22 protein-coding genes are annotated in these 25,031 nt (G+C 53.6%); 9 read left to right on the top strand and 13 right to left on the bottom strand.

The features are described from left to right. Positions 1 to 4 precede the first annotated feature (4 nt). Together ACUY4S_RS12030 and ACUY4S_RS12025 are read left to right on the top strand one after the other, a co-directional pair. Positions 5 to 2,986 (top strand): virulence factor SrfB, encoded by a 2,982-nt coding sequence (locus ACUY4S_RS12030; protein WP_458022745.1) that lies wholly within the window; start codon positions 5 to 7, stop codon positions 2,984 to 2,986. Next, positions 2,983 to 5,157 (top strand): virulence factor SrfC family protein, encoded by a 2,175-nt coding sequence (locus tag ACUY4S_RS12025; RefSeq protein ID WP_312686481.1) that lies wholly within the window; start codon positions 2,983 to 2,985, stop codon positions 5,155 to 5,157. Before ACUY4S_RS12030 ends, ACUY4S_RS12025 begins: the two co-directional genes overlap by 4 nt. Before the next feature lie 38 nt (positions 5,158 to 5,195). Here the strand turns inward: ACUY4S_RS12025 and ACUY4S_RS12020 are convergent, their stop codons facing one another. The 4 genes from ACUY4S_RS12020 to ACUY4S_RS12005 all read right to left on the bottom strand — a co-directional run bounded on the left by ACUY4S_RS12020 (position 5,196) and on the right by ACUY4S_RS12005 (position 6,916). Next, positions 5,196 to 5,957 carry an alpha/beta fold hydrolase gene (locus tag ACUY4S_RS12020; RefSeq protein WP_458022746.1) on the bottom strand — a complete coding sequence of 254 codons (762 nt, stop codon included), beginning with the start codon at positions 5,955 to 5,957 and terminating at the stop codon, positions 5,196 to 5,198. A 55-nt stretch (positions 5,958 to 6,012) separates the two neighbouring features. Beyond that, positions 6,013 to 6,186, bottom strand: a complete 174-nt coding sequence (locus tag ACUY4S_RS12015; RefSeq protein WP_312686484.1) for a GhoT/OrtT family toxin — start codon at positions 6,184 to 6,186, stop codon at positions 6,013 to 6,015. Between the two features lie 87 nt (positions 6,187 to 6,273). Then, a complete protein-coding gene (locus ACUY4S_RS12010) occupies positions 6,274 to 6,447 on the bottom strand; it encodes a GhoT/OrtT family toxin (protein WP_312686486.1) in 174 nt (57 codons plus the stop codon). A 175-nt stretch (positions 6,448 to 6,622) separates the two neighbouring features. Beyond that, positions 6,623 to 6,916: a hypothetical protein gene (locus ACUY4S_RS12005; protein WP_409429788.1), complete on the bottom strand. Its 294-nt coding sequence runs from the start codon at positions 6,914 to 6,916 to the stop codon at positions 6,623 to 6,625. Positions 6,917 to 7,180: 264 nt separating this feature from the next. On the opposite strand from ACUY4S_RS12005, the gene ACUY4S_RS12000 reads away from it, so the two are divergent. Further along, a complete protein-coding gene (locus ACUY4S_RS12000; protein WP_312686488.1) occupies positions 7,181 to 7,618 on the top strand; it encodes an ECs1072 family phage-associated protein in 438 nt (145 codons plus the stop codon). 46 nt (positions 7,619 to 7,664) lie between these two features. On the opposite strand, the gene ACUY4S_RS11995 is transcribed toward ACUY4S_RS12000, so the two are convergent. From ACUY4S_RS11995 to ACUY4S_RS11965, 7 genes are all read right to left on the bottom strand, one after another. Beyond that, the gene (locus ACUY4S_RS11995; protein ID WP_458022747.1) at positions 7,665 to 7,877 is read right to left on the bottom strand and encodes a hypothetical protein; all 213 of its coding nucleotides are present in this window, start codon (positions 7,875 to 7,877) and stop codon (positions 7,665 to 7,667) included. A gap of 241 nt (positions 7,878 to 8,118) precedes the next feature. Continuing rightward, positions 8,119 to 9,543, bottom strand: coding sequence for an aminobutyraldehyde dehydrogenase (patD, locus tag ACUY4S_RS11990; protein ID WP_458022748.1), 1,425 nt, complete (start codon positions 9,541 to 9,543; stop codon positions 8,119 to 8,121). A gap of 25 nt (positions 9,544 to 9,568) precedes the next feature. Beyond that, positions 9,569 to 10,363: an ABC transporter permease gene (locus tag ACUY4S_RS11985; protein ID WP_312686494.1), complete on the bottom strand. Its 795-nt coding sequence runs from the start codon at positions 10,361 to 10,363 to the stop codon at positions 9,569 to 9,571. Next, entirely contained in the window at positions 10,353 to 11,282 is a 930-nt protein-coding gene (locus ACUY4S_RS11980; protein ID WP_312686496.1) for an ABC transporter permease, read from the bottom strand. The genes ACUY4S_RS11985 and ACUY4S_RS11980 overlap by 11 nt, the downstream gene beginning before the upstream one ends. A 7-nt stretch (positions 11,283 to 11,289) precedes the next feature. Then, entirely contained in the window at positions 11,290 to 12,303 is a 1,014-nt protein-coding gene (locus ACUY4S_RS11975; protein ID WP_458022750.1) for an ABC transporter ATP-binding protein, read from the bottom strand. Between the two features lie 17 nt (positions 12,304 to 12,320). After that, positions 12,321 to 13,463: a putative ABC transporter substrate-binding protein YdcS gene (gene ydcS, locus ACUY4S_RS11970; RefSeq protein ID WP_458022751.1), complete on the bottom strand. Its 1,143-nt coding sequence runs from the start codon at positions 13,461 to 13,463 to the stop codon at positions 12,321 to 12,323. A 347-nt stretch (positions 13,464 to 13,810) separates the two neighbouring features. Beyond that, complete coding sequence (locus ACUY4S_RS11965; RefSeq protein ID WP_458022752.1) at positions 13,811 to 15,217, bottom strand: aminotransferase-like domain-containing protein; 1,407 nt, start codon at positions 15,215 to 15,217, stop codon at positions 13,811 to 13,813. A 160-nt stretch (positions 15,218 to 15,377) separates the two neighbouring features. Here ACUY4S_RS11965 and ACUY4S_RS11960 point away from each other — a divergent pair, with 160 nt between their 5' ends. Genes ACUY4S_RS11960 through ACUY4S_RS11950 form a run of 3 tightly spaced genes read left to right on the top strand, consistent with a single transcriptional unit; the run spans position 15,378 to position 17,853 of the window. After that, positions 15,378 to 16,715, top strand: coding sequence for a cytochrome ubiquinol oxidase subunit I (locus ACUY4S_RS11960; RefSeq protein ID WP_458022754.1), 1,338 nt, complete (start codon positions 15,378 to 15,380; stop codon positions 16,713 to 16,715). Further along, complete coding sequence (gene cydB / locus ACUY4S_RS11955) at positions 16,715 to 17,725, top strand: cytochrome d ubiquinol oxidase subunit II (protein WP_312686504.1); 1,011 nt, start codon at positions 16,715 to 16,717, stop codon at positions 17,723 to 17,725. Before ACUY4S_RS11960 ends, cydB begins: the two co-directional genes overlap by 1 nt. Beyond that, positions 17,725 to 17,853 carry a DUF2474 domain-containing protein gene (locus tag ACUY4S_RS11950; RefSeq protein ID WP_312686506.1) on the top strand — a complete coding sequence of 43 codons (129 nt, stop codon included), beginning with the start codon at positions 17,725 to 17,727 and terminating at the stop codon, positions 17,851 to 17,853. Before cydB ends, ACUY4S_RS11950 begins: the two co-directional genes overlap by 1 nt. Before the next feature lie 155 nt (positions 17,854 to 18,008). On the opposite strand, the gene ACUY4S_RS11945 is transcribed toward ACUY4S_RS11950, so the two are convergent. Then, positions 18,009 to 19,184 (bottom strand): dienelactone hydrolase family protein, encoded by a 1,176-nt coding sequence (locus tag ACUY4S_RS11945; RefSeq protein WP_458022755.1) that lies wholly within the window; start codon positions 19,182 to 19,184, stop codon positions 18,009 to 18,011. 173 nt (positions 19,185 to 19,357) lie between these two features. Further along, positions 19,358 to 20,233 carry a LysR family transcriptional regulator gene (locus ACUY4S_RS11940; RefSeq protein ID WP_458022756.1) on the bottom strand — a complete coding sequence of 292 codons (876 nt, stop codon included), beginning with the start codon at positions 20,231 to 20,233 and terminating at the stop codon, positions 19,358 to 19,360. A 215-nt stretch (positions 20,234 to 20,448) separates the two neighbouring features. Between ACUY4S_RS11940 and ACUY4S_RS11935 the strand changes: the two genes are divergently transcribed. The 3 genes from ACUY4S_RS11935 to ACUY4S_RS11925 all read left to right on the top strand — a co-directional run bounded on the left by ACUY4S_RS11935 (position 20,449) and on the right by ACUY4S_RS11925 (position 25,021). Beyond that, positions 20,449 to 21,654: a M20 aminoacylase family protein gene (locus ACUY4S_RS11935; RefSeq protein WP_312686511.1), complete on the top strand. Its 1,206-nt coding sequence runs from the start codon at positions 20,449 to 20,451 to the stop codon at positions 21,652 to 21,654. 100 nt (positions 21,655 to 21,754) lie between these two features. Then, positions 21,755 to 23,062: an MFS transporter gene (locus tag ACUY4S_RS11930; protein WP_458022758.1), complete on the top strand. Its 1,308-nt coding sequence runs from the start codon at positions 21,755 to 21,757 to the stop codon at positions 23,060 to 23,062. 420 nt (positions 23,063 to 23,482) lie between these two features. Further along, a complete protein-coding gene (locus ACUY4S_RS11925) occupies positions 23,483 to 25,021 on the top strand; it encodes a GMC oxidoreductase (protein ID WP_312686514.1) in 1,539 nt (512 codons plus the stop codon). Positions 25,022 to 25,031 lie beyond the last annotated feature (10 nt).

The raw sequence follows: 25,031 nt of genomic DNA, 5'->3' as shown, positions 1-25,031 counted from the left end.
GTTTATGCTGGTTAATCTTTGCGACTACAAACAGAGCGTGACGCTGATTGCCAACAGCGGCGTGCAATTTCTTGATTTTGGCCTGACGCCGCAGGATACGGCAAACAGCGGCCGTTTTGTGCGTAAAACTGCGAACGGCCCCCTGCTGCGCCTCGACTTTGACCTGGTCAACGGGCGTTTTACCCTGCCCACGCGTGACGGCAGCCAGCCAGAAGTGGTGAAGCCAGAAAGCACGCACGCCATGCAATATTCGCTGACCCTGCTCGATGGCGTCTGGTTGCCGATCCCGTTCTTGCGCTTTAACCCGCCGCGCACCTTTGTTGAAGGCCCTGATAACTGGGCACGTGTGCAGATCCGCAAGCTGAGCGAGCCAGACAGTGCCGGTAACACGCACCGCGTGGCGCTGGCGCTGGACAGCCAGATCAACGATCTCTCCCCGGGCGCACTCGCCCCGCTGGAGAACGACATCCTTAATGGCACCCGTTTCTCGCTCGCCTGGCGCGATGATGAAGTGGCAGATTTCCTTGACCAGACATGGGTGGACGGCTGGTTGCGCGAAGCCTTTTTGCAACATGTAACGCAGCATGAAACCCGCAGCGAACGCGATATCAATCAGGCGTTACGCAGCTTTGAATACCAGGCGCACTGGCTGAACCTGATGACCCTGCTCGGTACCCAGTTGCAGGTGCCGGAAGTCAAAATCGTCACCCATACGCTCAGTACGCCAGCGATCCCGGTCGACTTAATCCTTGATGTTGGTAATACCCATACGTGTGGCGTGATCATTGAAGATCACGGCGATGCTAATGACGGTCTGCGTCAGACGGCAGAGTTACAGGTACGTTCTCTGAGCGAACCGCAGTTCCTTAATGAACCGCTTTTCACCAGCCGTCTTGAGTTCTCGGAAGCGCGTTTTGGTAAGCAGCATTTTTCCGTTGAGAGTGGCCGTGAAGACGCCTTTGTCTGGCCTTCGATCGTGCGCGTTGGCGATGAAGCCCGCAAACTGGCAATGCAGCGGTTGGGCACCGAAGGTAACAGCGGGATCTCCAGCCCGCGTCGCTATTTGTGGGACGAAACCCCGGTATTGCAAGACTGGCGCTTCAGCCAGATGAACAGCAAAACCCAGCGCGAACCGCTGGCGACAGCTTTCCCGTTGATGAATCTGATGAATGACGAAGGCCAGCCGCTTTACAGTCTGCCTCTGGATGAGCGTCTGCCGGTATTTTCACCGCAGTACAGCCGCAGTACGCTGATGACTCATATGCTGTGTGAATTGCTGGCACAGGCGCTGGGGCAGATCAACAGCGTAGCCACACGTCTGCGTCTGGGCTTTCCGGCTTCGCCTCGCCAATTGCGCACCATCATCCTGACCCTGCCCTCGGCAATGCCGAAACAGGAGCGCGAAATCTTCCGTCGTCGTATGTTCGAGGCCATCGCGCTGGTATGGAAAGCGATGGGCTGGCATCCGCAGGATGAAGATTTTGCCAACCGCAAACAGCAGGAAAAAAGTGTAGTGCCGGTTCCACAGATCCATATGGAGTGGGACGAAGCCAGCTGCGGCCAGCTGGTGTGGCTATATAACGAAGCGATCTCCCGTTTTGCCGGGCAAACCGAAACCTTCTTCGCCGCTACCGCCCGCCCGGACCGCACCGAAGCTCCGGGTGTCGTGCCAGGGCGTTCGCTGCGTGTGGCCTCCGTCGATATTGGCGGCGGCACCACCGATATGGCCATTACGCACTATCAGCTTGATGACGGCACCGGCAGTAATGTGAAGATCACCCCTAAGTTGCTGTTCCGGGAAGGGTTCAAAGTCGCGGGTGATGATATTCTGCTGGATGTCATTCAGCGCTGCGTGTTACCTGCCTTGCAGACCCATATGCAGAAATCCGGCATCACGGATGCGGCGTCGATTATGGCGTCGCTGTTTGGGGATTCCGGGCGTATTGATACTCAGGCGGTGTTACGTCAACAAACCACGCTGCAGCTGTTTATGCCGGTGGGGCATGCCATTCTGGCGGCCTGGGAAGAGAGCGACATCAACGATCCGCTGGCTGGTTTGCATGCCACCTTTGGCGATTTGCTGAAACAGCAACCGACCCGCAATGTGATGAACTACCTTAAGCAAGCGATCGACCATGCGCTTCCGGCAGGTTCGGCGGAGTTCGATGTGCTGGCAGTGCCGTTGCAGGTCAATTTCTCTGAACTCCAGGCGGCGATGCTGGCCGGGCAGTTCACGCTCACCGCGCCGCTGCATGCCGTGTGTGAAGCCATCAGCCATTATTGCTGCGATGTGCTGCTGATCACCGGTCGGCCTGGCTGCCTGCCAGGCGTGCAGGCACTGATTCGCCACCTGCAACCCGTGCCTGTTAACCGCATGGTGTGGCTGGACAAATACCGCGTGCATGAGTGGTATCCCTTCAGTCAGCAGGGCAAGATCGGTAACCCGAAATCGACGGCCGCAGTGGGGGCAATGTTGTGCAGCCTGGCGCTGGATCTGCGCCTGCCGCGCTTTAACTTTAAGGCGGCGGATATTGGCGCTTACTCCACCGTGCGCTATCTCGGGGTGCTGGATAACGTGGTTAATACGCTGCGCGATGAAAATATCTGGTATCACGATATCGACCTCGATAAACCGGGCGCGAAACTGGATGCGCGCCTGCACTTCCCGCTGCGCGGCAATGTGACGCTGGGATTCCGCCAACTGGCTAATGCCCGCTGGCCTGCCACGCCACTCTATACGCTGAGTATCAACTCACAAGAGTTGGCCAAAGCGATTGCTGGCGATGGTGTCCTGAATGTACGTCTGCAATTCAGTGGCGGTAACAAACACCACGGGCCGGAGTCCTTTACTCTCAGTGAAGCCTGGTTGCAGGATGGCACACCCGTGGCCGCCGATGCGTTAACCTTTAAATTAAATACGCTGGCCGACCGCCGCCATAGCGGAAGCCATTACTGGATCGACAGCGGGAGTGTGTACCTGAAATGAGTGCGAGCGTAAAAAACACCCAGCCGTTGATGGCGTGGATCTCTGAAAACCGCCTGCAATCGCCCCTGCTGGACGACGATGCCGATGCGTTACTGGCGCGCCTGACCACGGCTGCAGCGGAAGAAACGGCGCTCAACGACGCGGCTGACGCGCCCTGCACTGTTGGCCTGTACGGTCACTCTCAGGCCGCGAAAGCCCATCTGCTTAATGCCTTGTGTGGGAGTGGTAACGGGCGTTTGCATGTGCGACCCGGCGATAAGACGCTGGAGTACTTTACACATGTCAATCCGGGCCATGGACTGACCAGCATGGCGCTGCGCTTTAGCCATTCGGTGTCGGCAATGGACGAGAGTTTCCCGCTGCGCTTGCGCATTATCAGCGAAGCCGAACTGGTGCAGATCTTTATTGCCCATGCGCAACAACAGCCGGAACTGCGCGCGGTGGACAAGTCCGTCATCGACAGCCGTGTCGCCAAATGGCGCGGCCTGCGTCAACCCAACGCCGTGCCCGGCATTTCCTCACAGGAGATCGGCGCAATAGCCCGTTTCTGGCGTTCGGTGGTGCCTTCGTCGGCGCAGCAGATGGATGATGCGTTATGGCATCAGTTCGCCACGCTGCTGCCATCGCTGGATCTCAGCGCCCGTGCCAGCGCCTGGTCGCTGCTATGGGGCGAACAGCAGGAGCTGACCCAGCAGTGGCTGGGGCTGGCGCATACCCTGCATCAGACTGGCAATGCCAGCGAACTGGCTGCGCCGCTGAGCGTCCTGGTGGATAACTTTGCACTGCCGACGGACGGGTTCTTAACCCCTGCCGGGCCGGGGAGCGAAGAGATTCAGGATGAAGTGGTGGTGCATCCCTGGCTTAACGATCAGCTGCAGAATGCGGTCAGTGTGCCGCTCGCGACTTTATCGCTGATTACCCGTGAACTGGTGCTGCCGGTGGAAAACAGCGTGCTGGCTGGCGTCGACATTCTCGATATTCCTGCACCAGGTCCTGAAGCGGGGCAACCCTTATGGCGCAGTAAATGCCGCTGGTTGCTGGAGTGCTATCGCCAGCGTTTACAGCCGGATGTGCTGATGATTTGTAACGCCACCGCAGAACGCTCCGCCACTGCCACTACTGCGCGGGCATTGCTTAACTGGGTCAACGAAACACAATCCGGACAGGAAGCGGCATTACCGGGGCTGGTATGGGCCATTACCCCGCAGGATGCGCGATTTACCCAGGCGCAAAATCTTGATGAAGCCGTTCAGCAACTTGTTGGTAAACCCGGGCAGCACTGGGGCACCTTACAGGCGCTGGATGCGAGCAGTCTGCAACGTTTGCTTGAGTGGCTGGGTCAGGCAACGGCTCCGGGTTTACGACAAAGTCGGTTAAAAGCCTTACATGAACGCCATCAGCAAACGTTGCGCGATCTGTTGCAAAGCTGGGCTGCCGCACCGGTCAGAGAAAATACTGTTCAGCGCGCCCGGGCAGAAGCCGTGGTGCGCGAACTACAAGGCCAGGCTTCACGCCACGGTGAATTGCTGGAAGGACTGCAACCGGATATGCAGCAGTTCGATACGCTGTGGAAAGTTCAGCAACCGCGCGAGGAGAAAGTCAGCGGCCTGTTTAATGAAGCCATAGATTTGTTTGCCGACAGCAGTGAAAGTAGCGAACAGCAGCCTGTCGCCAAAGATGTAGGGCAACAGGCGCATGCGCTGTGGGTTAACCATGTTCGCCAGTGGAGCCGCAATGATGAAAACGCCGCTCGCCTGGGCGTTTCTCCTGGCACCTTACGCCAGATGGCTGAAATCGTCATTATCAGCAGTTACCGCCTTAACCTGCCGGAACAACTGCAAAAAGTAATGCAGCGCGATACCGCCTGTGCCGCGCAGCTATATGCGGCTATCGGTAACTTTGTCGCCTGGCTGGGTTATGCCGATATTCCTGAAGATCAGCGCCCGGCGAGCCGTGTGCAGAAAGGCAGCACCATTTTTGCTACTGGCGCAACAGGGGTTAACGACGCACGGTTAACGAAATTAAGCGAACAACCGGTGCATGCAGCCACGCGTTATGTCTATGACTGGCTCGTAGCGCTTTACCACCGTGCGACAGAAAACATCGGTTATGTTCACCCGCTGGATGTACCTGCCGCGGCGCGAAAGAAACTCAAAACGCTGCTACCCTGAGCCGCCACAGTCCCGGCCACGCCAGTGCGCCGGGATTTTCATTCCAGTTCGCTAATAAATGCTGCCAGCGCCTGCGCTAATGCGGCGGGTTGTTCCCATGACATGGAATGCCCGGCCTGGGGGGTTATCCGCACATCAATGCCCTGATCATAGACGTCCTGCGCGCCTTGATCCGGCAGCGATAAGGCACCGAAGATTAACGTCCTGGGGTGTGGAAACTGCGTGAACAGCGCCATCCAGGACGGTTCAATGCCATCCACCAGACTTTTTGCCCCGCGCCACACCGCCCATGGTGCATCACTTTGTAGCGAACCTGCCCACGGCGTTTTCTCTTTCGCCAGCATCACCGCATAGCCGCAGGTCACAAAGTCTGCTTCAGCCTGGGCCGCTATCTCGCGGCTGAATGCGCCGCCGCCGCGATAAAAATTCGGCTCTGACACTGCCAGCGCGCGAACACGCTCCGGGATCATCGCCGCCACTTCGATAGCAATGCTGCCGCCCATGCTGTGGCCATACAGCCATAACGCAGTAAGTTGGAGATGATCCAGCAGCTCAACGACCACGCTGGCCTGATCGCTGGTGCGGTAAGAAAAACTGGCGGGCCGTTCGCTGTAACCACAGCCTGGCAAGTCAATCAAAATGGCGCGTCGACCGCCAAATGCCGGATCGGCCACCACGCGCGGATATTCATAAGAGGAGGCGCAACCCAGACCATGAATAAACACGACAGGGTCGCCTTTGCCTGGTAAATCCTGCCAGCGAACCTGCCCTTGCGCGTGGTGCGAATAAAAACTGTTCATGTGACTCTCCCATGTCGTAATACTGTAATTATATACAGTATCTCAAGGGGTAGCGCTAGATCAAAGAAATAAGTAAAGCAACGGGGAAGCTGACAGGCCAGGTCGCGCCAACCAGAAAGGCGCTGAGGATGCGGAATGTGCGGGTATCTTGTGTGAGGAAATAGGTAATGAAACCCGATATGACGGACATAACCGCGTAAAAGATCAGTAACTTGATATAGAGGTCCAACGTCTGTCTCCTTTCCTTAGGTAAAACATCCGTTAAATATGTTGCACTTTTTTCGTGGTTTTTATGTTTCCGTCGTCACGCTTTGCTTCAGAACAAGGAAAACAGCAGCGCCACCGGGAAGCTCATCGGCCAGGTGGAACCGATTAAAAACGCGCAGAGTAAACGGATGCGCTTGCGATCGTGAGACAAAAACCAGGTGATCAAAGCGCAGAGCAAGGCCATGACCCCATAAAATACCAACATTTTTTGATAAAGCGTCATTGCAAATATGAACCCAAAAGTAACAAAACGTGCGCAATATGCTCTTTTTGTTGATGTATATCAAGTTTAATTACTTAAGCAACTTATGGGTTTCTGGGAATTATTGATTTAACTCACTGATGCGCAACAGTGCATGCCGGGCAAAACAACCCGCCCGGCTTCTATCACCCATCGGTTAACGTTGGCGTTCACGCCAGGCATCCATCATCTCTTTGGTGACCTCGTTGTCATAACAAACCGGCGCATATCCTCCTGCTCTGCTCCAGGCGCTGCGTTTACCGCAATGGCTACCATTACGCGCCTGGTTATAGGGGCAGGCGCAGGTGCCTGGATACTGAGAAATCGACTCGGCAATAATGGCCTTTTTAATCTGCGCATCGGTTAATGGTGCTGTTTTGGCCATCCCCTCTGCCGCCAGCAGTAAACTGATCGCAGCTATCATTCCGCAGAACAACGAATTCATTTTCATGATAAGTATCCATCAAAGGTATGAACGCTCACATTATTATTCATCTGCTCAATAAGCTTTGATAGCGCGCACGTTATTTTGCGGATTTTTACTCTCGCTTAAATAAGATAATCAGAGTGCTTTGCTTTTATAGGGAAATTTTACTTAAGTTCCGATTTAAATATAAGAAATATTGAAGAATAGCACCGGGAAATTTGGCGGCGATCGTGCATCTCTGTTATTGTCTAACAGCAAGGCATTCTTCAGAACAAACAAGGTAAGGTTATGCAGAAATATGACGATCTGTGGCAAGCCATAGAAGTTCGGGTGCGTGAAAACAATGACATAACGCACACCGATGTGACGACAGACAGTCCCCGGGCGCACGCGGCTCGCCAGCGTACCGCGCAGATATTTATTCTTGAATCGCTGTTGGCCCGTCACCGGGAAAAATATGCCAGCAGCTTTGTTCCGCTCGCCGGCGAAGAAGCGCTCTATCATTTGATTCATAAACGTACCGGCTGGAAACCCTTTGAAATAAAACAGCTCTCTTTCCTTGATGTGATGTTCGTGCTCGCTGAATTATTCCGCGATGAGAACCTGCCCGCAGAAGTACGTGCTGTTTTACGCTCACAAGGGATCAAAGACGAACCGCTACCGACCTATGACTTTTCAGAAAAAGACTGGGCGCCGCGAGAAAATGAAGTGTTTTTGAAAAGATAAGTTTGCGAATTATTAAATAATTAAGGGCTCAACAGAGCCCTTAATTTTAATTAACAGATGCTGCGAGCATTTCGCCGTGCGGCCTGGTTTCAAGTCTTGCAAAATAAAACTCTTCACCTTCACAAAAGTAGGTTTCGATAGGCAAGGTGTTACCCAACGCCCCGCCTCCTACCGCCCACGTCACAGAGGTTTCGCTGTCATCGACGGTCAAAAAATCCGACGCGCCGCCAGGCCCAAGCACGACCACAATTTTACTCATAATGTTATTTCCCCAGCCTGATATTTTTAAAAGCGAGACATTATCGATAGCAACAATGACACTATTGTGACAGGGCAATGATAATGTCTATATGCGGTATTTTTAGTGAGTTATATTTTACCACTCCGCTGATGGTCGCTTATTATTAAACCAGTTCAGGAGAAATGACAACTGCGACATAATAAACTATGAGAAATAGCTCATATTCCGGAGCAATGTCGCCATCCCTGGCGGCACGAAATTAATGCTTAATCATGACATGACGAACAACCGTATAGTCTTCCAGTCCATATAAAGACATATCTTTGCCATACCCGGACAGCTTTTGCCCGCCATGCGGCATTTCGCTGACCAGCATGAAATGGGTATTTACCCAGGTGCAGCCATAGTGTAACCGGGCGCTGAGTCGGTGTGCGCGGCCCACGTCTTTTGTCCATACGGAAGACGCCAGACCGTACTGTGAGTCATTCGCCCAGTTCAGCACCTGCTCTTCATCGTCAAATTCGGTCACACTGACCACCGGGCCAAACACTTCGCGTTGTACAATGGCGTCGTCTTGTTTTGCCCCTGCCAGCAACGTCGGTTGGTAGTAATACCCTGCGCCGTCACGTTTGTTGCCCCCCGTGACCACACGGATATGGCTCAATGCTTTTGCGTCCTCCACCGCTTTACTGACCCGCTCAAGGTGCGCTGCGGAACTCAGCGGCCCCAGCTCCGTTTCGGTGTCGTCGGGTGCGCCCATTTTCAGACTGGCAACGGCGGCACCCAGTTTTTCGACCAGCGCAGCGTAAATTCCTTTTTGTGCATAGATGCGGCACGCGGCTGTGCAATCCTGCCCCGCATTGTAGAAACCAAAGGTGCGCACACCTTCTACTACCGCCTCCAGATCGGCATCATCGAAAACAATGACCGGCGCTTTGCCGCCCAGTTCCATATGGGTTCGTTTGATGGACGCAGCAGTGTGCGCAATGATGTGCTCGCCGGTCGCTATCGATCCGGTGAGGGACACCATGCGCACTTTTTGATGCCCGGTCAGCGGATCGCCCACCGTTTTACCGCGCCCAAACAGCACATTCAGCACGCCTGCCGGGAATATGTCCTTTGCCAGTTCTGCCAGTTTAAGGGCGGTAAGCGGCGTAATTTCGGACGGTTTAATCACCACACAGTTCCCGGCAGCCAGGGCTGGGGCCAGTTTCCAGGCGGCCATCATGAGCGGGTAGTTCCACGGCGCAATGGAGGCCACTACGCCCACCGGATCGCGGCGGATCATCGACGTATGACCTTCAAGATATTCCCCCGCTGCCAGCCCGTTCAGGCACCGTGCCGCCCCGGCAAAGAAGCGAAAGACATCCGCTACCGCCGGGATTTCATCATTAATGACGCAGTGCAACGGCTTACCGCAGTTCAACGACTCAAGATGCGCCAGCGTTTGCGCATTGTCTTCTATCACCTGCGCCAGTTTCAGCAGGCACTCCGCCCGCGCTTTTGGCGTCGTTTGCCCCCAAAGGGCAAATGCCGCGTCAGCCGCCTGCACTGCTGCATCGACCTGTGCGGTTGAGGCTTCGGCGATCTCCAGCAACACGTCACCGGTGGCCGGGTTGTAAACGGCTTGTTTCTCGCCCTCGCCGTTAACCAGTTCTCCATTGATAAACAGTTGATGTTGCATAGTTCTATCCTTTCAGCGTTGTCATTTATTGGCCAGTTTCGGTTTCTCGGGTGAGCCACCATGCACCCAGAATCGGCACGGTGGTGACCAGCATCACCAGCAGTGCAACCACATTAGTGACCGGAACATCTCTCGGGCGTCCCAGCTGGTTCAACAACCACAGCGGCAGCGTACGCTCATGCCCCGCCGTGAAGGTGGTGACGATAATTTCGTCAAACGACAGGGCAAAGGCCAGCATTCCCCCTGCCAGTAGCGCAGATCCCAGATTTGGCAACACCACATAGCGGAAGGTTTGCCAGCCGTCTGCGCCCAAATCCATCGACGCTTCTACCAGACTCCAGGACGTCCGCCGGAAGCGCGCGATCACGTTGTTAAACACCACCACCACGCAAAAGGTGGCATGCCCAACGACGATGGTGAAAAAACCGGGCTCCAGCCCAACGGTATTAAACGCCGAGAGCAACGCCAGCCCGGTAATAATGCCTGGCAGCGCAATCGGCAACAGCAGTAACAGCGATATCGCATTTTTGCCGAAAAAATCACTGCGCCATAAAGCCATTGCAGCAAGTGTGCCAAGGATCAGGGCGATAATGGTCGCCAGGGCGGCAATCTGTAGTGACAGTGTCACAGCATCAAGAATATCGCCACGCGCCGCAGCGATGCTGAACCAGCGCAGCGTAAAGCCCTGCGGCGGAAAGCTGAACGCGGCGTCTTCAGTATTGAAAGCATAGATGGCGATAATCAAAAGCGGGAAATGCAGAAATATAACCCCGCCCCAGGCGGCCACTTTGAGCAACAGCGGTGCGCGTTCAGAGTGCATCGAATGCTCCCAGACGTTTCACTAACGCCAGATAAATCGCAATTAACACGATCGGCACTAATGTAAATGCCGCCGCCATCGGCATATTGCCAATGGCACCCTGTTGGGAATAGACCATATTGCCAATGAAATAGCCTGGCGGCCCCACCAGTTGCGGCACGATGAAGTCTCCCAGCGTCAGCGAAAAGGTAAATATCGACCCGGCAGCGACTCCCGGCACAGCCAGTGGCAGCACCACGTAACGGAAGGTTTGGCGGGGCTGAGCACCGAGATCGGCGGAAGCCTGCAGCAGCGATGGAGGCAGTCGTTCCAGAGCAGCCTGAATGGGCAGGATCATAAACGGCAGCCAGATATAAACGAACACCAGAAAGCGCCCAAAACCGGAGGTCGAGAGTGTATTCCCGCCAATAGCAGGCAGTGTCAGCAGAGCGCTAAGCGCCGGCGCAAGCCCAAGATGATTTAAAAACCACTGTGCCACCCCATCTTTCGCCAGCAATAATGTCCAGGCGTAGGCTTTGACAATGTAGCTCGCCCACATGGGTAGCATGACCGCAATGTAAAAGAAGGCTTTCCATTTTCCCCGACTGTACCGCGCCATATACCACGCCATAGGAAAGGCAAGGAGCGCACTGGCAAGCGTAACCGTAATAGCCATCATCAGCGTGCGGATAATGATGTCGTAATTCGCCGGGTTAAACAGCGCCCGCAGGTTGGCCAGGGTCAAATCCGTTGTGACCGACATGGTAAAGTCGTCGAAGGTATAAAACCCCTGCCACAACAGCGTCAGTAACGATCCCAGATAAATAATGCCAAACCACATCAACGGGCCAAGCAACAGCAATAACAGGCCCAGCAGCGGTTTACGCCAGAACAGACCGCTCAGTGCGGCGCGGCGCGGGGTCATACGGCTTATGCTCATCGGTGTTTTACCCTTCGCCCTGCAAGGGCACCATTGCATCCCGCGACCAGCACGCCCGCACGTGTTGCCCTGGTGCCAGATTATCGGGCAATACTGCATCGGACAGATTGGCCTGGGTGACCAGTAATTTTGCACCGTTGGCCAGGGCCAGTTCAAAGCGAGTCGATGCCCCCTGGTATTGCACGGCTTGCACTACCGCGCTGACTTCAATTTCGCCGGGAGAATTAAGACGGATATGCTCCGGTCGCAACGAATAAAGACCGTTCATTCCGCACAGGGTCGTGCTTAATTCGCCGTCAAATACATTGGATGTGCCAACAAAACTGGCAACAAACGGCGTGTGCGGGCGCAGGTAAAGTTCACGTGGGGTATCGATTTGTTCTATTTTACCGTTGTTGAATACTGCCACACGGTCGGACATTGACAGCGCTTCGCCCTGATCGTGGGTCACAAAAATAAAGGTGATGCCCAGTTCCTGCTGCAGCTTTTTCAACTCCAGTTGCATCTGTTCCCGCAGTTTCAAATCGAGTGCGCCCAGCGGTTCATCAAGCAAAAGTACTCTCGGTTCATTAACCAGCGCGCGGGCAATCGCCACCCGCTGGCGTTGACCGCCAGAAAGCTGCGATGGCTTACGGCTGTGCACAAATCTCAGTGCGACTTTTTCCAGCGCCTCGTGGGCTCTGGCGTGGCGCTGCTTTTTGTCCATGCCTTTTACCATCAAGCCGTAAGCAACGTTGTCGAGAATAGACATATGTGGGAACAGGGCGTAATCCTGAAAGACCGTGTTGACGTCGCGCTGCCAGGGTGGGAGTTCGCTGGCCTCACGGCCAAAAATACGTAACGTGCCGCCGCTGAGTTGCTCAAAACCGGCAATCAGCCGCAGGCAGGTGGTTTTGCCGGAGCCGGATGGCCCCAGCATGGAGAAAAATTCCCCGTCATTTACAGCAATACTGACGCCATCTACCGCCCGGACATCGCCGTACAGACGGGAAACCGCGTCAAACTCGACGGCATAAGTCATGTTTCGCTCCTGGCAGATTAACGGCCGCCCATAATGGCGATGTAATCCTGCGTCCAGCGGCTATAGGGAACATATTTGCCTCCCTCAGAGACTGGCGTTTTCCAGAAAGCGATTTTGTCGAAGAAGCCATAACCATTGGTTTCACAGCCGGCCTCACCGAGTAGCGGACTGGCTTTACACCCTTGAGGCACCACCGGCAGTGAACCAAACCACGCCGATACATCGCCCTGCACTTTTGGCGTCAGCGACCAGTTCATCCACTTATAGGCGCAATTGGGGTGTTTAGCCTGCGCATGTAACATGGTGGTATCCGCCCACCCGGTCACGCCCTCTTTCGGAAACACGGTGGCGATCGGCTGATTTTCGCCTTTCAGGGCATTGGCCTGATAGGGCCAGGCGCTGGAGGCAACAACACCTTCGTTTTTGAAATCGCTCATCTGTACGGTGGTGTCATGCCAGTAACGGTGGATCAACAAATGCTGATCGCGGAGCACTTTCAGCACCGCCTGGTACTGCGGTTCTGTGAGTTGATAAGGATCATTGATGCCAAGTTGCGGTTGCGTCGCCTTCAGGAACAGGGCTGCATCCGCTATATAAATTGGCCCGTCGTAAGCCTGCACGCGGCCTTTGTTGCTTTTACCATCGGGGAGATTTTGTTGCACAAAAACCACTCCCCAGCTCTCCGGTGGCGTGGGAAAGGTTTTGGTGTTGTACATCAGTAAATTGGGCCCCCACTGCCAGGGCGTACCGTACACTTTACCATCAACGTTAAACCACTCGCCCTTGACGAGTTTCGGATCGAGGGTGCTCCAGTTAGGGATCAGGCCAGGATTAATCGGCTGGACGCGTTTACCCATAATTAAACGCAGTGACGCATCGCCGGAGGCGGTGACCAGATCGTAACCTCCTTTCGCCATCAGGCTGACCATTTCGTCGGAGGTGGCCGCGGTTTTAACATTCACAGCGCAACCGGTGTCTGCTTCAAACTGGCTGACCCAGTCGTACTGTTTATCGGTCTGGCCGCGTTCGATATACCCCGGCCAGGCAATGATATCCAGCCGTCCTTCGCCTTTTCCGACGTCAGTTGGCTCAGCGGCATGGACGGTCATCACCGTCAAACCCAGCGCGCACAGACTGCTGCGGGCAAATTTCTTGCTCATTGATTCTGCTCCTGTCGCAATGAAAAATGTGCGGCAGCCTTGCCGTAAATATATCTCCCTCACTAAAAATAGACGGCAGCCTGATGGGCAGAATGACGCCCGGCAGAAATTTCACCAGGTTGTGACTGACGCCGCATAACGTTAATTATAAAAAAGCGAGATAGCGCTAATCCACAGTATAGACAACGGGTTAGCAAATGCGCGTGCCGATGTGTTGCTATTCACATTTCCTATGAATACCCATAATGGGAATATGAAAAATAATGATCACGCGCGACAACTTTGCGTGATCACTAATTTAAAAAAAAGAAAGGCTATGGCCGGAAATAATACACCGCGGAGGTGAGCTATTTTAACATTTCACGGATCAATTCCCCTAACCGAATGACTGCCCGCTCCTCTTTGTCGCCCCACGCCCACGCGCAATTAAAGCGGAAAAAGGCGCGCCAGTTATCGCTGGTCGAAAACATTTTGCCCGGTGCAATACTGATCTGGTGTGCCAGTGCATGCTGGCTCAGGAGGCCCGCATCAAGGTGAGTGGGTAACTCCAGCCATAAAAAATACCCGCTTTCATTACGGTAAATGGTGACTTCTGGCGGCAAGTGGCGCAGTAACGCCTGCCACGCCAGGTGTTTGCGTTCGGCCAACTGGCGACGTAACCGCCGCAAGTGCGCATCGTAATGGTGGGTTGAGAGGTAATCGACAAGCGCGAGTTGTAAAGGGGAACTGGTGGATAACGTGCTCATGAGTTGCAATTGCTGAATGCGCCGGGCATGACGACCCGCCGCGACCCAGCCAACACGAAAACCGGCCACCAGGCATTTCGAAAACGATGAGCAGTGCAGCGTCATATCCTGTGTATCCCAGGCTTTGGCCGGCAAGGGCTGCTCGCGGCCGTAGTAGAGCTCGCTATACACGTCATCTTCAATCAGCGTGACGTTATGTGCTGTAAGCAGAGCAACCAGCCGCGCTTTTTTCTCTGCGCTAAGGGTAAAACCCAGCGGATTCTGGCTGTTGGTCATCAGCCAGCAGGCTTTCACGGGGTACTCCGTCAACGCCTGCGCCAGCGCCGCCAAATCGATCCCCTCTTTGACATCCGTCGGGACAGAAAGCGCTTTTAACTTTAGCCGCTCCAGCGCCTGTAACGCGCCATAAAAACAGGGGCTTTCGATAATCACCCAGTCACCCGGTTCGGTCACCGCCTGTAAACTGAGGTTCAGTGCTTCCAGCGCGCCTGCCGTGATGACGATTTCGTCCGGCGAGATATTCATACCCTGACGGGCATAGCGCCGCGCAATGGCATGGCGCAATTGGCTATTCCCCGGAGGCAGATTTTCAATCACGCTCATTGCCATGGCGCTTTTGCTGACTTTTGCCAGCGAGCGGTTAAGTTGCGGCATCGGGAACAGTTTCGGATCGGGGAACGCCGAGCCAAACGGCAGCACGGAGGCTTCGCAACTGGCCTGCAACACCGAAAAGATATAGGTATTGATGTCCACGGCTTCGTCACGGGTCACTTTTGCCACGGGCGCGGGCGATACACCCGGCGCGGGAGCCACAAAGTAACCGGATTGCGGGCGGGCAATCACACGCCCCTGGCTCTCCAGCAACTGATAAGCATGGCCGACAGTCATAAAACTCAGCCCGCTGCTGGCGACCTGCTCACGCAGCGACGGCAGTTTTTCGCCCGGCCGCCAGACCCCAAGATCAATTTGTTCGCTGATTTGCTGCGCCAGGCGCTGGTATTTTTTCATAAGTTTTCACGCAGAAAGAATCTCATCACATGCTATATCAGCATAGGTATTTTAGGCCATTAAAAACATCTGTTATGCAAAAATATCCCATATCTGTTTCTGCCCCTGCGCGCGCCTACTCATTAACATAATCGCCACAACGTTTGATGTGAGGCAGTACATGTTTGGTTTAGACGCGTTTCATTTGGCGAGGATCCAGTTCGCCTTCACCGTATCGTTCCATATTATTTTTCCGGCGATCACCATCGGGCTTGCCAGCTTTCTGGCGGTGCTGGAGGGGCTATGGCTGAAAACCCGTAACCCGGACTGGCGCACGCTCTACCACTTCTGGGCGAAAATCTTCGCCGTTAACTTTGGTATGGGGGTGGTATCCGGGCTGGTGATGGCTTATCAGTTCGGCACCAACTGGAGCGGTTTTTCGCAGTTTGCGGGCAGTATTACCGGGCCGTTGTTGACATATGAAGTGCTGACCGCGTTTTTCCTCGAGGCGGGGTTTCTGGGCGTGATGCTCTTCGGCTGGAACAAAGTCGGGCCGGGTTTGCACTATTTTGCCACCTGCATGGTGGCGCTGGGCACGCTGATGTCGACGTTTTGGATCCTCGCGTCCAACAGCTGGATGCATACCCCGCAAGGGTTCGTTATTGAAAATGGCCAGGTGGTGCCCGTTGACTGGCTGGCAGTGATCTTTAACCCTTCGTTCCCGTACCGTCTGCTGCATATGACCGTTGCTGCCTTTCTCAGTAGCGCATTATTTGTCGGTGCCTCTGCCGCCTGGCATTTGTTGCGTGGCAATGATACCTCCGCAATGCGCAAAATGTTTTCAATGGCCATGTGGATGGCGCTGATTGTCGCACCGCTGCAGGCAATGATCGGTGATATGCACGGGCTGAACACGCTGGAGCATCAACCCGCCAAAATTGCCGCCATTGAAGGCCACTGGGAAAATCACCCCGGCGAAGCCACCCCGCTGCTGTTGTTTGGTCTGCCGGATATGCAGCAGGAACGCACCCGTTACGCGGTGGCGATCCCGGCGCTGGGCAGTCTCATTCTCACCCACAGCCTGAATAAACAGGTTCCGGCATTAAAAGCGTTTGCGAAAGAAGATCGCCCCTGGTCGCCGCTGGTGTTCTGGTCTTTCCGCATTATGGTGGCGCTTGGCATATTAATGATCGGCCTGGGCATTGCCGCGTTGTGGCTGCGCCTGAAGCATCGGTTGTACCAGTCACGCCCGTTAATGCATTTTGCGCTGTGGATGGGGCCTGCCGGGCTGATCGCGATCCTTGCCGGCTGGGTGACAACCGAAGTGGGCCGCCAACCCTGGGTGGTACACGGTTTGTTGCGCACCGCTGATGCCGTCTCGGCACACGGTGATTTGCATATGAGTATCAGCCTGTTGGCGTTCTTTGTTGTCTACTGTTCGGTCTTCGGGGTGGGCTACAGCTATATGGTGCGGCTTATCACCCGCGGCCCGCAGCGGTGGAACGGAGAAACAAAATAATGGGTATCGATCTGTCATTAATCTGGTTTGTCATTATCGTTTTCGCCACCTTGATGTATATCGTGATGGACGGTTTCGATTTGGGGATTGGCATCCTTTTTCCACTGGTAAAGGATGGCGAGTCGCGGGATGTGATGATCAATAGCGTTGCACCCGTATGGGATGGCAATGAGACCTGGCTGGTGCTGGGCGGCGCAGGGTTATTCGGCGCATTTCCGCTGGCCTATGCGGTGATAGTCGATGCCCTGACGATCCCGCTGACGTTGATGTTACTTGGGCTGATTTTTCGTGGTGTGGCGTTTGAGTTCCGCTTTAAAGCCACCCCCGCGCACCGCCCGTTCTGGGATAAAGCCTTTATCGCCGGTTCTCTGCTTGCCACCTTTGCGCAGGGCGTGGTGGTGGGCGCAGTGCTTAACGGGTTTTCTGTCACCGGTCGCAGTTACAGCGGCGGCCCCCTGGACTGGCTAACGCCTTTTACCCTGTTCTGCGGCGTCGGGCTGGTCATTGCCTATGCGTTATTAGGCGCAAGCTGGCTGGTGATGAAAAGTGAAGAACCGCTGCAAGGGAACATGCGCGCAGCCGCGCAGAAATTGTTGCTGGCGCTGTTAGCGATTATAGCTGCGATCAGCCTGTGGACGCCGCTGGCGCACCCCGCGATTGCGGCGCGCTGGTTCACGCTGCCGAACCTGTTCTTTTTCTTGCCGGTCCCGCTACTGGTGCTGGGGTTAAGCCTGTGGTTATGGCGAAGTTTGCGCAATCCACTGCATCATGCGCTGCCGTTTGTGCAGACGCTCGGACTTGTCTTTTTGGGGTTTAGCGGTCTTGGCATCAGCATCTGGCCCCATATTATCCCGCCGGATATCACCTTCTGGCAGGCAGCAGCACCGCCGCAAAGCCAGGGTTTTATGCTGGTCGGCGCACTACTGATTATCCCTGTCATTCTGGTCTATACCTTCTGGAGCTATTACGTGTTTCGCGGCAAAGTGCAACATGGCGAGGGGTATCACTGATGAAGCAATCGCGATTAAACCGTTTGTTCTGGCTGTTGATCATTTGGGGCGGCAGTGTGCTGGCACTGGCAGCAGTGAGTATGGTGTTTCGTTTTTTGATGGCCGCAGCCGGGTTTAAGTCCCACTGATGGCGGCGCGGCGTTAGCCAGTCAAAAGGCAAACGTCGCGTCGTTTCATTCCTGGCTCGTTAGCCTCCCGTAAAGGAAGCGCGCCAGGCGATGAGGGCTGATTTGCTGTGGTGAACTGCCCCGCAGCAAAGCCGTTATGGCCTGCCCGTCCCGGTTTACTCGGTCTGCGAAACGCGGTGATTGTTGACCGCATACAGTCTGCAGGCCGCAACACTCTGCGGTTGCTGCTGTGCGCACAGATTCAGCGCGGTTGAGGCGGCCTCCTGACTGGTTCGCGCCCAATACGCAGCCCCCCAGTCCCCCTGCTGATCAACAGCAAACGCTTTTTCATAGCGCTGGGTGCTTTCATAAGCCCGAAAAGCCTTTTTCCCGGCAGCGTTAAGCGCTGCAGGTACTTCAAGCTGGGGGTCGGGAAGCCCGGCGACCTCCAGGTAAGGCAGATGTTGCGCCTGTAAAAATTGGGCGACCCGGTTCCACCAGAAATTTTCCGGTGCGGAGTCCATAAACACATGCCCATCATTGCCAAATGCAGGCATGGTCACAAATTCGCCACGGCCTCCCGCCTGTTGCCAGCGGGCGTACATCGCTTTTCCCATCTCCGGCGTAAACGAATGGTCGTTGCTGGCATACAGCCATAGCGTGGGCAGTTGTGTGGTTTTGCCGAATGCGGTAAAGGTTTTTAATAATCCGGCTTTATCACAGAGTGATTTGCCGTCGATGGCGCCTCTTCCGCCATCAAAATTAATGACGGCTTTAACGCCTGGCGGATTTACCGCACCCGCTGCGATTACCGCGAACCCGCCTGAAGACATGCCCGCCAGTAGTGCGTTATCAGGCGCAGCCCAGGGCTGATGACGTACGGCGTCCAGTGCGGCAACTATGTTGCGGGTATCCTGCTCTGCGGCTTGCTGATGCCTGGGCTGAGCGCAGGATCCCCCGGTGTATTCTGCGGCACCGCTGGAGTGACCATACCCCTGGCGCAGGACGACCACAGCCGCATAACCGTGGCGGGCGAATGCGATCGCGGTAGCTGCATAGCGATTGGGGTTGATTTCCCAGCGGTCAAACTCTGCCGTACCCGCCGTGCCATTCGTGATTAGCGCAACTGGCAACGGTTTAGCACTCTCCGGGCGGGTAACAAAAGCGTCCAGTAAGGCTGGCTGGCCATTGTCTAAGGTGACGGCCAGCCACAGTGGTTCTCGTATCAGCCCGGGGATTTGTTGATGCGCCGGTGGGTCAGCTACCACTCCGGCGCGGCCACCAAAAGAGATAAACAGTAAGGCCGCTGTGAACAACCGGAGTGGCAGACGAGGACGAATAACGTTGCGCATGATGGATAGCCTGGGTGGTGTTAGCGTGAGTGCGCAATAGTTATTACGAGCACAGATGATTTCTGCAAGCCAATTAAAGAATATTTAGGTAAGCAAAGATTTACGGCGAAAGTGGCAAGAGCAACCTGCCGAAACTCATGCAGGATTGGCGAGTAAATGAATTTGCCCCTGTTTCAGATCATGCTGATCAGACGTTTTAATACCGCAGAACAGCGATCTTTACGCCACACTAATTCCCACTCTTGCTCAATTGTTAAATCAGACAGTGTGGTGAAAGCCACACTGGGAGGAGCAAAATGGCGGGTTCCTTCTGCAACGACGGTACACCCCATGCCGGCGGCAACTAACGTTAACATGGAAACCGCATCCACGCCGTGCATGACTGAACGTGGTGTAAACCCGGCATCAAAAAAACAATGTATTAGCCTGTCATGCCATGCGGGTGCGGCTGTTCGCGGTATCCAGATAAAGTCCAGATCTTGCAGGTCTTTCAGGCAGCGTGGTTTTTTATTATTCGGCCATGTCCACTCAGCGGGATAGGCTAATAACATTTTTTCTTTAAATATGGGGATCCCTTCAAATAAAGGGTCATCCTGTGGGCGGAATAACAGAAAACCGGCGTCCAGTTGCCCTTCCGCTATTTTTGCCAGTTGTATCTCCGAAATAAGATGATGCAGCGTAATGCCGACATTCGGCGCTTGCTGTCTGTATTTTTTTAACAGGGAGGTAATAGACGGCGCGGCGTTTTGTATAACGGGAAGCGCGAGCGAAATATTGCCGCATTCCCCTCTCGATGCGCGAATTGCGCGTTCTCTGGCCATGGCTGCGTCATCAAGCAACCTGGCTGCATCCACTATAAACTGGTTGCCTGCATCGGTAAGTTTTACTCCCCGAGCCGTTCGCTCAAACAATAAAACCCCTAACTCCTCTTCCAGCCGTTGAATTTGGCGGGTCAACGCGGGCTGCGCAATGTGTAGTTCCTGTGCGGCATGGCTGATACTGCCAAGTTTTGCCACGGCGGTGAAATAGCGAAACTGACGCAATTCCATGGCTATACCTCATCGGTATGGGTGAGATGTTTAAAAGGTATTTTACGGCATACCACACTATTTCTATCATTACTCCCGAGAGAATTCAAGCTCTGTACACAGCCGGGAAATCTCTCTTTGTTATTGAAATACTGAAAGATTTGACAATGCATAAATGAGAAAGCATTGGCAGAACCCTAACCTCTACAACGTAATAAAATATTGAGACATACCCTATGTTCGATAAAAAAACGATAAATCTGGACGTAAAACAACTCATCGAATTTCGCCGGGATCTTCATATGCACCCGGAGTTAAAATTCGAGGAGCACCGCACAGCAGACAAAATTTCCGCCAGACTGACAGCATTAGATATTCCTCACGAGCGTGGTCTGGCAACCACCGGCATCGTGGCCACACTTTATGGGCGTCACCGTAGCGCTGAAAATCCTGGCCCGGCGTTGGGCATCCGGGCGGACATTGATGCCCTTCCCATGCAAGAAACGAATCAGCTTGCTTATGCAAGTCAACACCCCGGGCGCATGCACGCTTGCGGGCATGACGGGCATACTGCGATGCTGCTGGGCGCGGCAGAACTCCTTTCTCAGGACCGTGATTTTGACGGTACGGTGCACCTTATTTTTCAACCGGGTGAAGAAGGCGGTGCTGGCGCACGGATCATGATGGATGAGGGGCTTTTCACGCACTTCCCTTGCCAGGCTGTTTTTGCCTTACATAATTGGCCAGATCTGCCGCAAGGGAAAATGGGTGTAAGAAGCGGCCCGATTATGGCTTCCGGCGTAACCTTCGAAATCATCGTGCGCGGTAAAGGCGGGCATGCGGCCCTGCCACATTCGACGATTGATCCCGTTCCCATTGCCTGCTCTATCGTTTCGCAATTGCAGAGCTTAGTGGCGCGCAGTATTGACCCGCTGGACTCCGTGGTACTTACGATAGGCAAAATCGAAGCGGGTACGTCGCCCAATATCATTCCTGCCGAAGCGAAAATTTATGGTACTTGCCGGACCCTGACCAGCGCATCGCAAACGTTCCTCCTGGACGGGGTTAAACGCATTTCACGCCATATTGCCGAAGCCCATTTCGCCCAGGCGGAAGTGTTGATCAATAGCGGAGGTTATCCCAACACCACTAACCACCCAAAAGAAGCCCGCTTTATGGCGCGTATCATGCGTGACGTGGTGGGTGATGCAAATGCGGACAGCAACGTTCTCCCGGCGATGACGGCAGAGGATTTTGGTTTCATGTTGCAGGAAGTGCCGGGTGCCTACGGCTGGATTGGCAATGGCGAAAGCGATGCGGCAAGTTCAGGCAAAGCACTGCACAGTACTGCCTATGATTTTAATGATAACAATCTGGCGTTAGGCGCCGTTTTTTGGGACAGGCTCGCGCGTAACTGGTTTTTAACGGAAGCCCAACGTTAACGCCAGGTTTGGTAATAAATAAAAATGATGGTTGTTCTTTATATTCATTCTGACATGAAAGAAGTCTTTTTCTTCGCGTCAGAAAAATAAGGAAAATAACATGAATAATGACTATGATCTTTCCGATAACGTCTCTTTTTCCTCGTCAGTACAAAAGCCGACAAAACAGCGATTCTTTGTTTTGTCGATCCTGTTCCTAAGCCTTTCCGTGATTTATCTGGACCGCGTTAACATATCGATAATTGCAGCAAATACACATTTTCTGACCGAAATGGGACTTGCCGGCAAACCGGTCTACATCGGGTTATTAATGAGCATGTTCCTGATAACTTACGGCATCTCCAACGTTATTTTAAGCCCTATTGGTGATTTTATTGGCCCCCGCAAAGCTATGCTCATCGCGTATCTCATTATCAGTGTTTCGCTGATTCTGGGCGGTATATCAAGCTTCTTTGGCTTTTTAATCGGCACGCGCATTTTATTAGGTGTGGGCGAAGGGCTGTATTACCCGATGCAGAATACGTTCGTTAAAAACTGGTTCCCACCAAGAGAGCGAGGAAGAGCGAATACGGCCTGGATTCTGGGCCAGTCGTTGTCTCCGGCGATCGCGATGCCGATATTTACGTGGATCATTGCCGCATACTCCTGGCGTTATACCTTTTACTTCTCTTTTGCGTTAAGCCTGCTTCCCCTGTTATTGATCTATTTCTTTACCTCCAACACTCCCCGGGAAAACAAATTTATTAATGCACGCGAACTGGCAATCATTGAAGAGGATCATTCCGATGAAGGAAAAGCGCCGCAGGTAAAAGAAAAAGCATCTCTGCTGGCCCGAACAAAAATTTACCTCACCAATACGTATTTCTGGATGTTAGTCATTATATTTGCATCTAATTCAATGCTGTCCTGGGGGGTGGTCACCTGGTTACCTACCTATTTAAATACTGAGCGAGGGTTCTCATGGGGAAATGTCGGGTGGGTATCCTCACTGCCTTTTATTTTTGGTCTGTTATTTAAAATCATTTCGGGAATCGCCGTTGATCGCACGGGTAAGAAAGGGATGATAATGCTGATATCCGCCCTGCTATGCGCGACTGCCATTTTCTGTGGGGTGAATATTGATAATAATTACCTCGCCGCGATAATGATTTCGTTCGGCATTGGTGCATCATCCATGCAGCTCCCGTGCGTCTTTACTCTGTTACAGGGCATGGTGCCTGGTGAAGCTATTTCTTCTGCGGCGGGTGCACTAAATGGAATGGCGGTGGGCTTCGGCGCCTTATCCCCTGTCATGATAGGCTTTACATTGAGCCTGACCCATAATTTTCATGCCGTCATGTATCTGTTAGTGGCTATTGTCATGACAGGGGCAATGTTTGCGGGCATCTTCGCCATGAAGCGCCTGTAATCGTGGTGTATATTTCTCGCGTGTTCTGACGGCAGGTTTACCTTTCATTTCTCCTAAGCATGGCGATATCTGATCATCGCCATGCGTCATGATTATTTGGTTTTCAGCACCCGAGAGAATCTCTCGCAAAATATGCGATGAAGCGAATTCACTTATATTGTGAAAAATTGTCAGCATGATGTTTTTTCGTTAAAAAAACCAAATTAAATCGGTCATTTAAGTTTTAAAAAGAAATTCTTTACGCTGCAGATAGATTATATAACTTGTTGCATCTGCTTTTACTCCAGACAATCGCTGCGCAACAAATAATAAGTTTCTAGTTAACACAATAATAACCTCATAACGTTTGCGCCCATTTTTTAGCGGCAGCCTCGCAGCAGAGATGTGTGAAATCTGATGCTTTATATCCAGGGTATTTTTATGAAAAAGCAGGTTGAAACAGTCGTCATAGGCAGTGGTTTTGGCGGTGCGATAGCCGCAAAACGGCTGGCTGATGCCGGTCGAGATGTTCTGATGCTTGAGCGAGGGCCCTGGCGCGACACGGTTCCCAATCGCTCTGCAGGAATGGCTAATCTGGCCCCTTTGCCACAGGGTACAAAGGCATTCACCTGTGCGCTTCGCTCGATAGGATCACATCGATTAAAAAAACCGATCCGGTTGAATAAAAAAGGCTTTATTGAAGCGTATAGCGGCAAAGGTATTCATGTTATTTGCTCATCCAGCGTTGGCGGAGGGAGCCATGTTTATGCTGCTATGCTGGCAAAACCTGCCGATCCTGATTATTGGGCACATCGACACCCTTTAATTAGTAAAGCGTCAATGGACTCCTATTACGCCGAAATCATCGATCTTCTGCAGGCCCGGCCTGTCAGGGTTGAAGATAATATTCCCAATAATATTAACCATACGAACTATGCAGGCGTGTTATCCACCCACGGACTGGCAAATCCTTTTATCGGCATATTACTTCCGCAAATCCCCGGTCACGCCGCCAACGTCGTGGATGCGTACGGCGTGGCACGCCGGGAGTGTGAATATCTCAATAACAGTATCCTTGGTTCCCCTTCCGGTGCGAAAACGACGCTTGATTTTTCCGTTATCTTGCCGGCGATGCGCAAGGGGCTGGCAGTGCGTGATATGTGCGAAGTGACAGGCATTCATAAATTATGCCCCCACCAGGCTGAAGATATGCGCTATGAAATTCGCTATCGCAATCATCATCGCAATACGGATGAAGTCGTGCAGGCCAGGCACCTTATTTTAGCGGCAGGTTGCTTAAACACGGTTCGTCTGCTGATGAACAGCCGTAACGCCATCAATGGTCTTGTAGGCATGCCGCGGCTGGGTCTGGGCTTTGGCACTAATGGTGGCTATTTTGGCTTCTGGAAAGAGAACAGCCCCCACGATCTCTCAAAAGGCTTGCCGCTTACCGGCCCCTTCAGGGTGGAAAATTCTGACAGCGGATCTGTTCAGGTTTTGCGTGCCGCGATCCAGGGGATGGATGAGATGCCGTTACCGGCGCGGCTCAAAAATTGGCTTCGCAGGAATTCGTTTATCGTTGCGCTGGGTAAAGACAACAATAACGGCGTGATAACAATGAAACGAGGAAAGCTCGATATTACCTACAACAAAGCGGATAGCGTCGTGTATCGGGAAATTGAACACGAAATCCGTGAGATACAAACCCGGACCGGGACGCGAATAGTGTCCCCTTCTTCGCCGGTTACCGTGCAGCCTTTGGGGGGAGCATGTCTGGGAACGTCCAATCTGGACGGTGTTATTGGCGCTAATGGCGAGGTTTTTGACAACCCGGGAATCTATATCGCCGATGCCGCAGCGCTGCCCTCCTCTCCAGGCAGACCACCCAGTCTGACAATCGCTGTCTGGGCAGCCCATGTTGCCGACCGATTGCTCGAAGAGCTTCACCAGCAGGCCCCGTCTGCACTATGTCGTTGTTAGCGCACACCGT

Source organism: Kosakonia beeri (assembly GCF_054165705.1).
The sequence above is the reverse complement of the archived record's forward strand: the minus strand, read 5'-3'. Positions and strand labels throughout refer to the sequence as shown.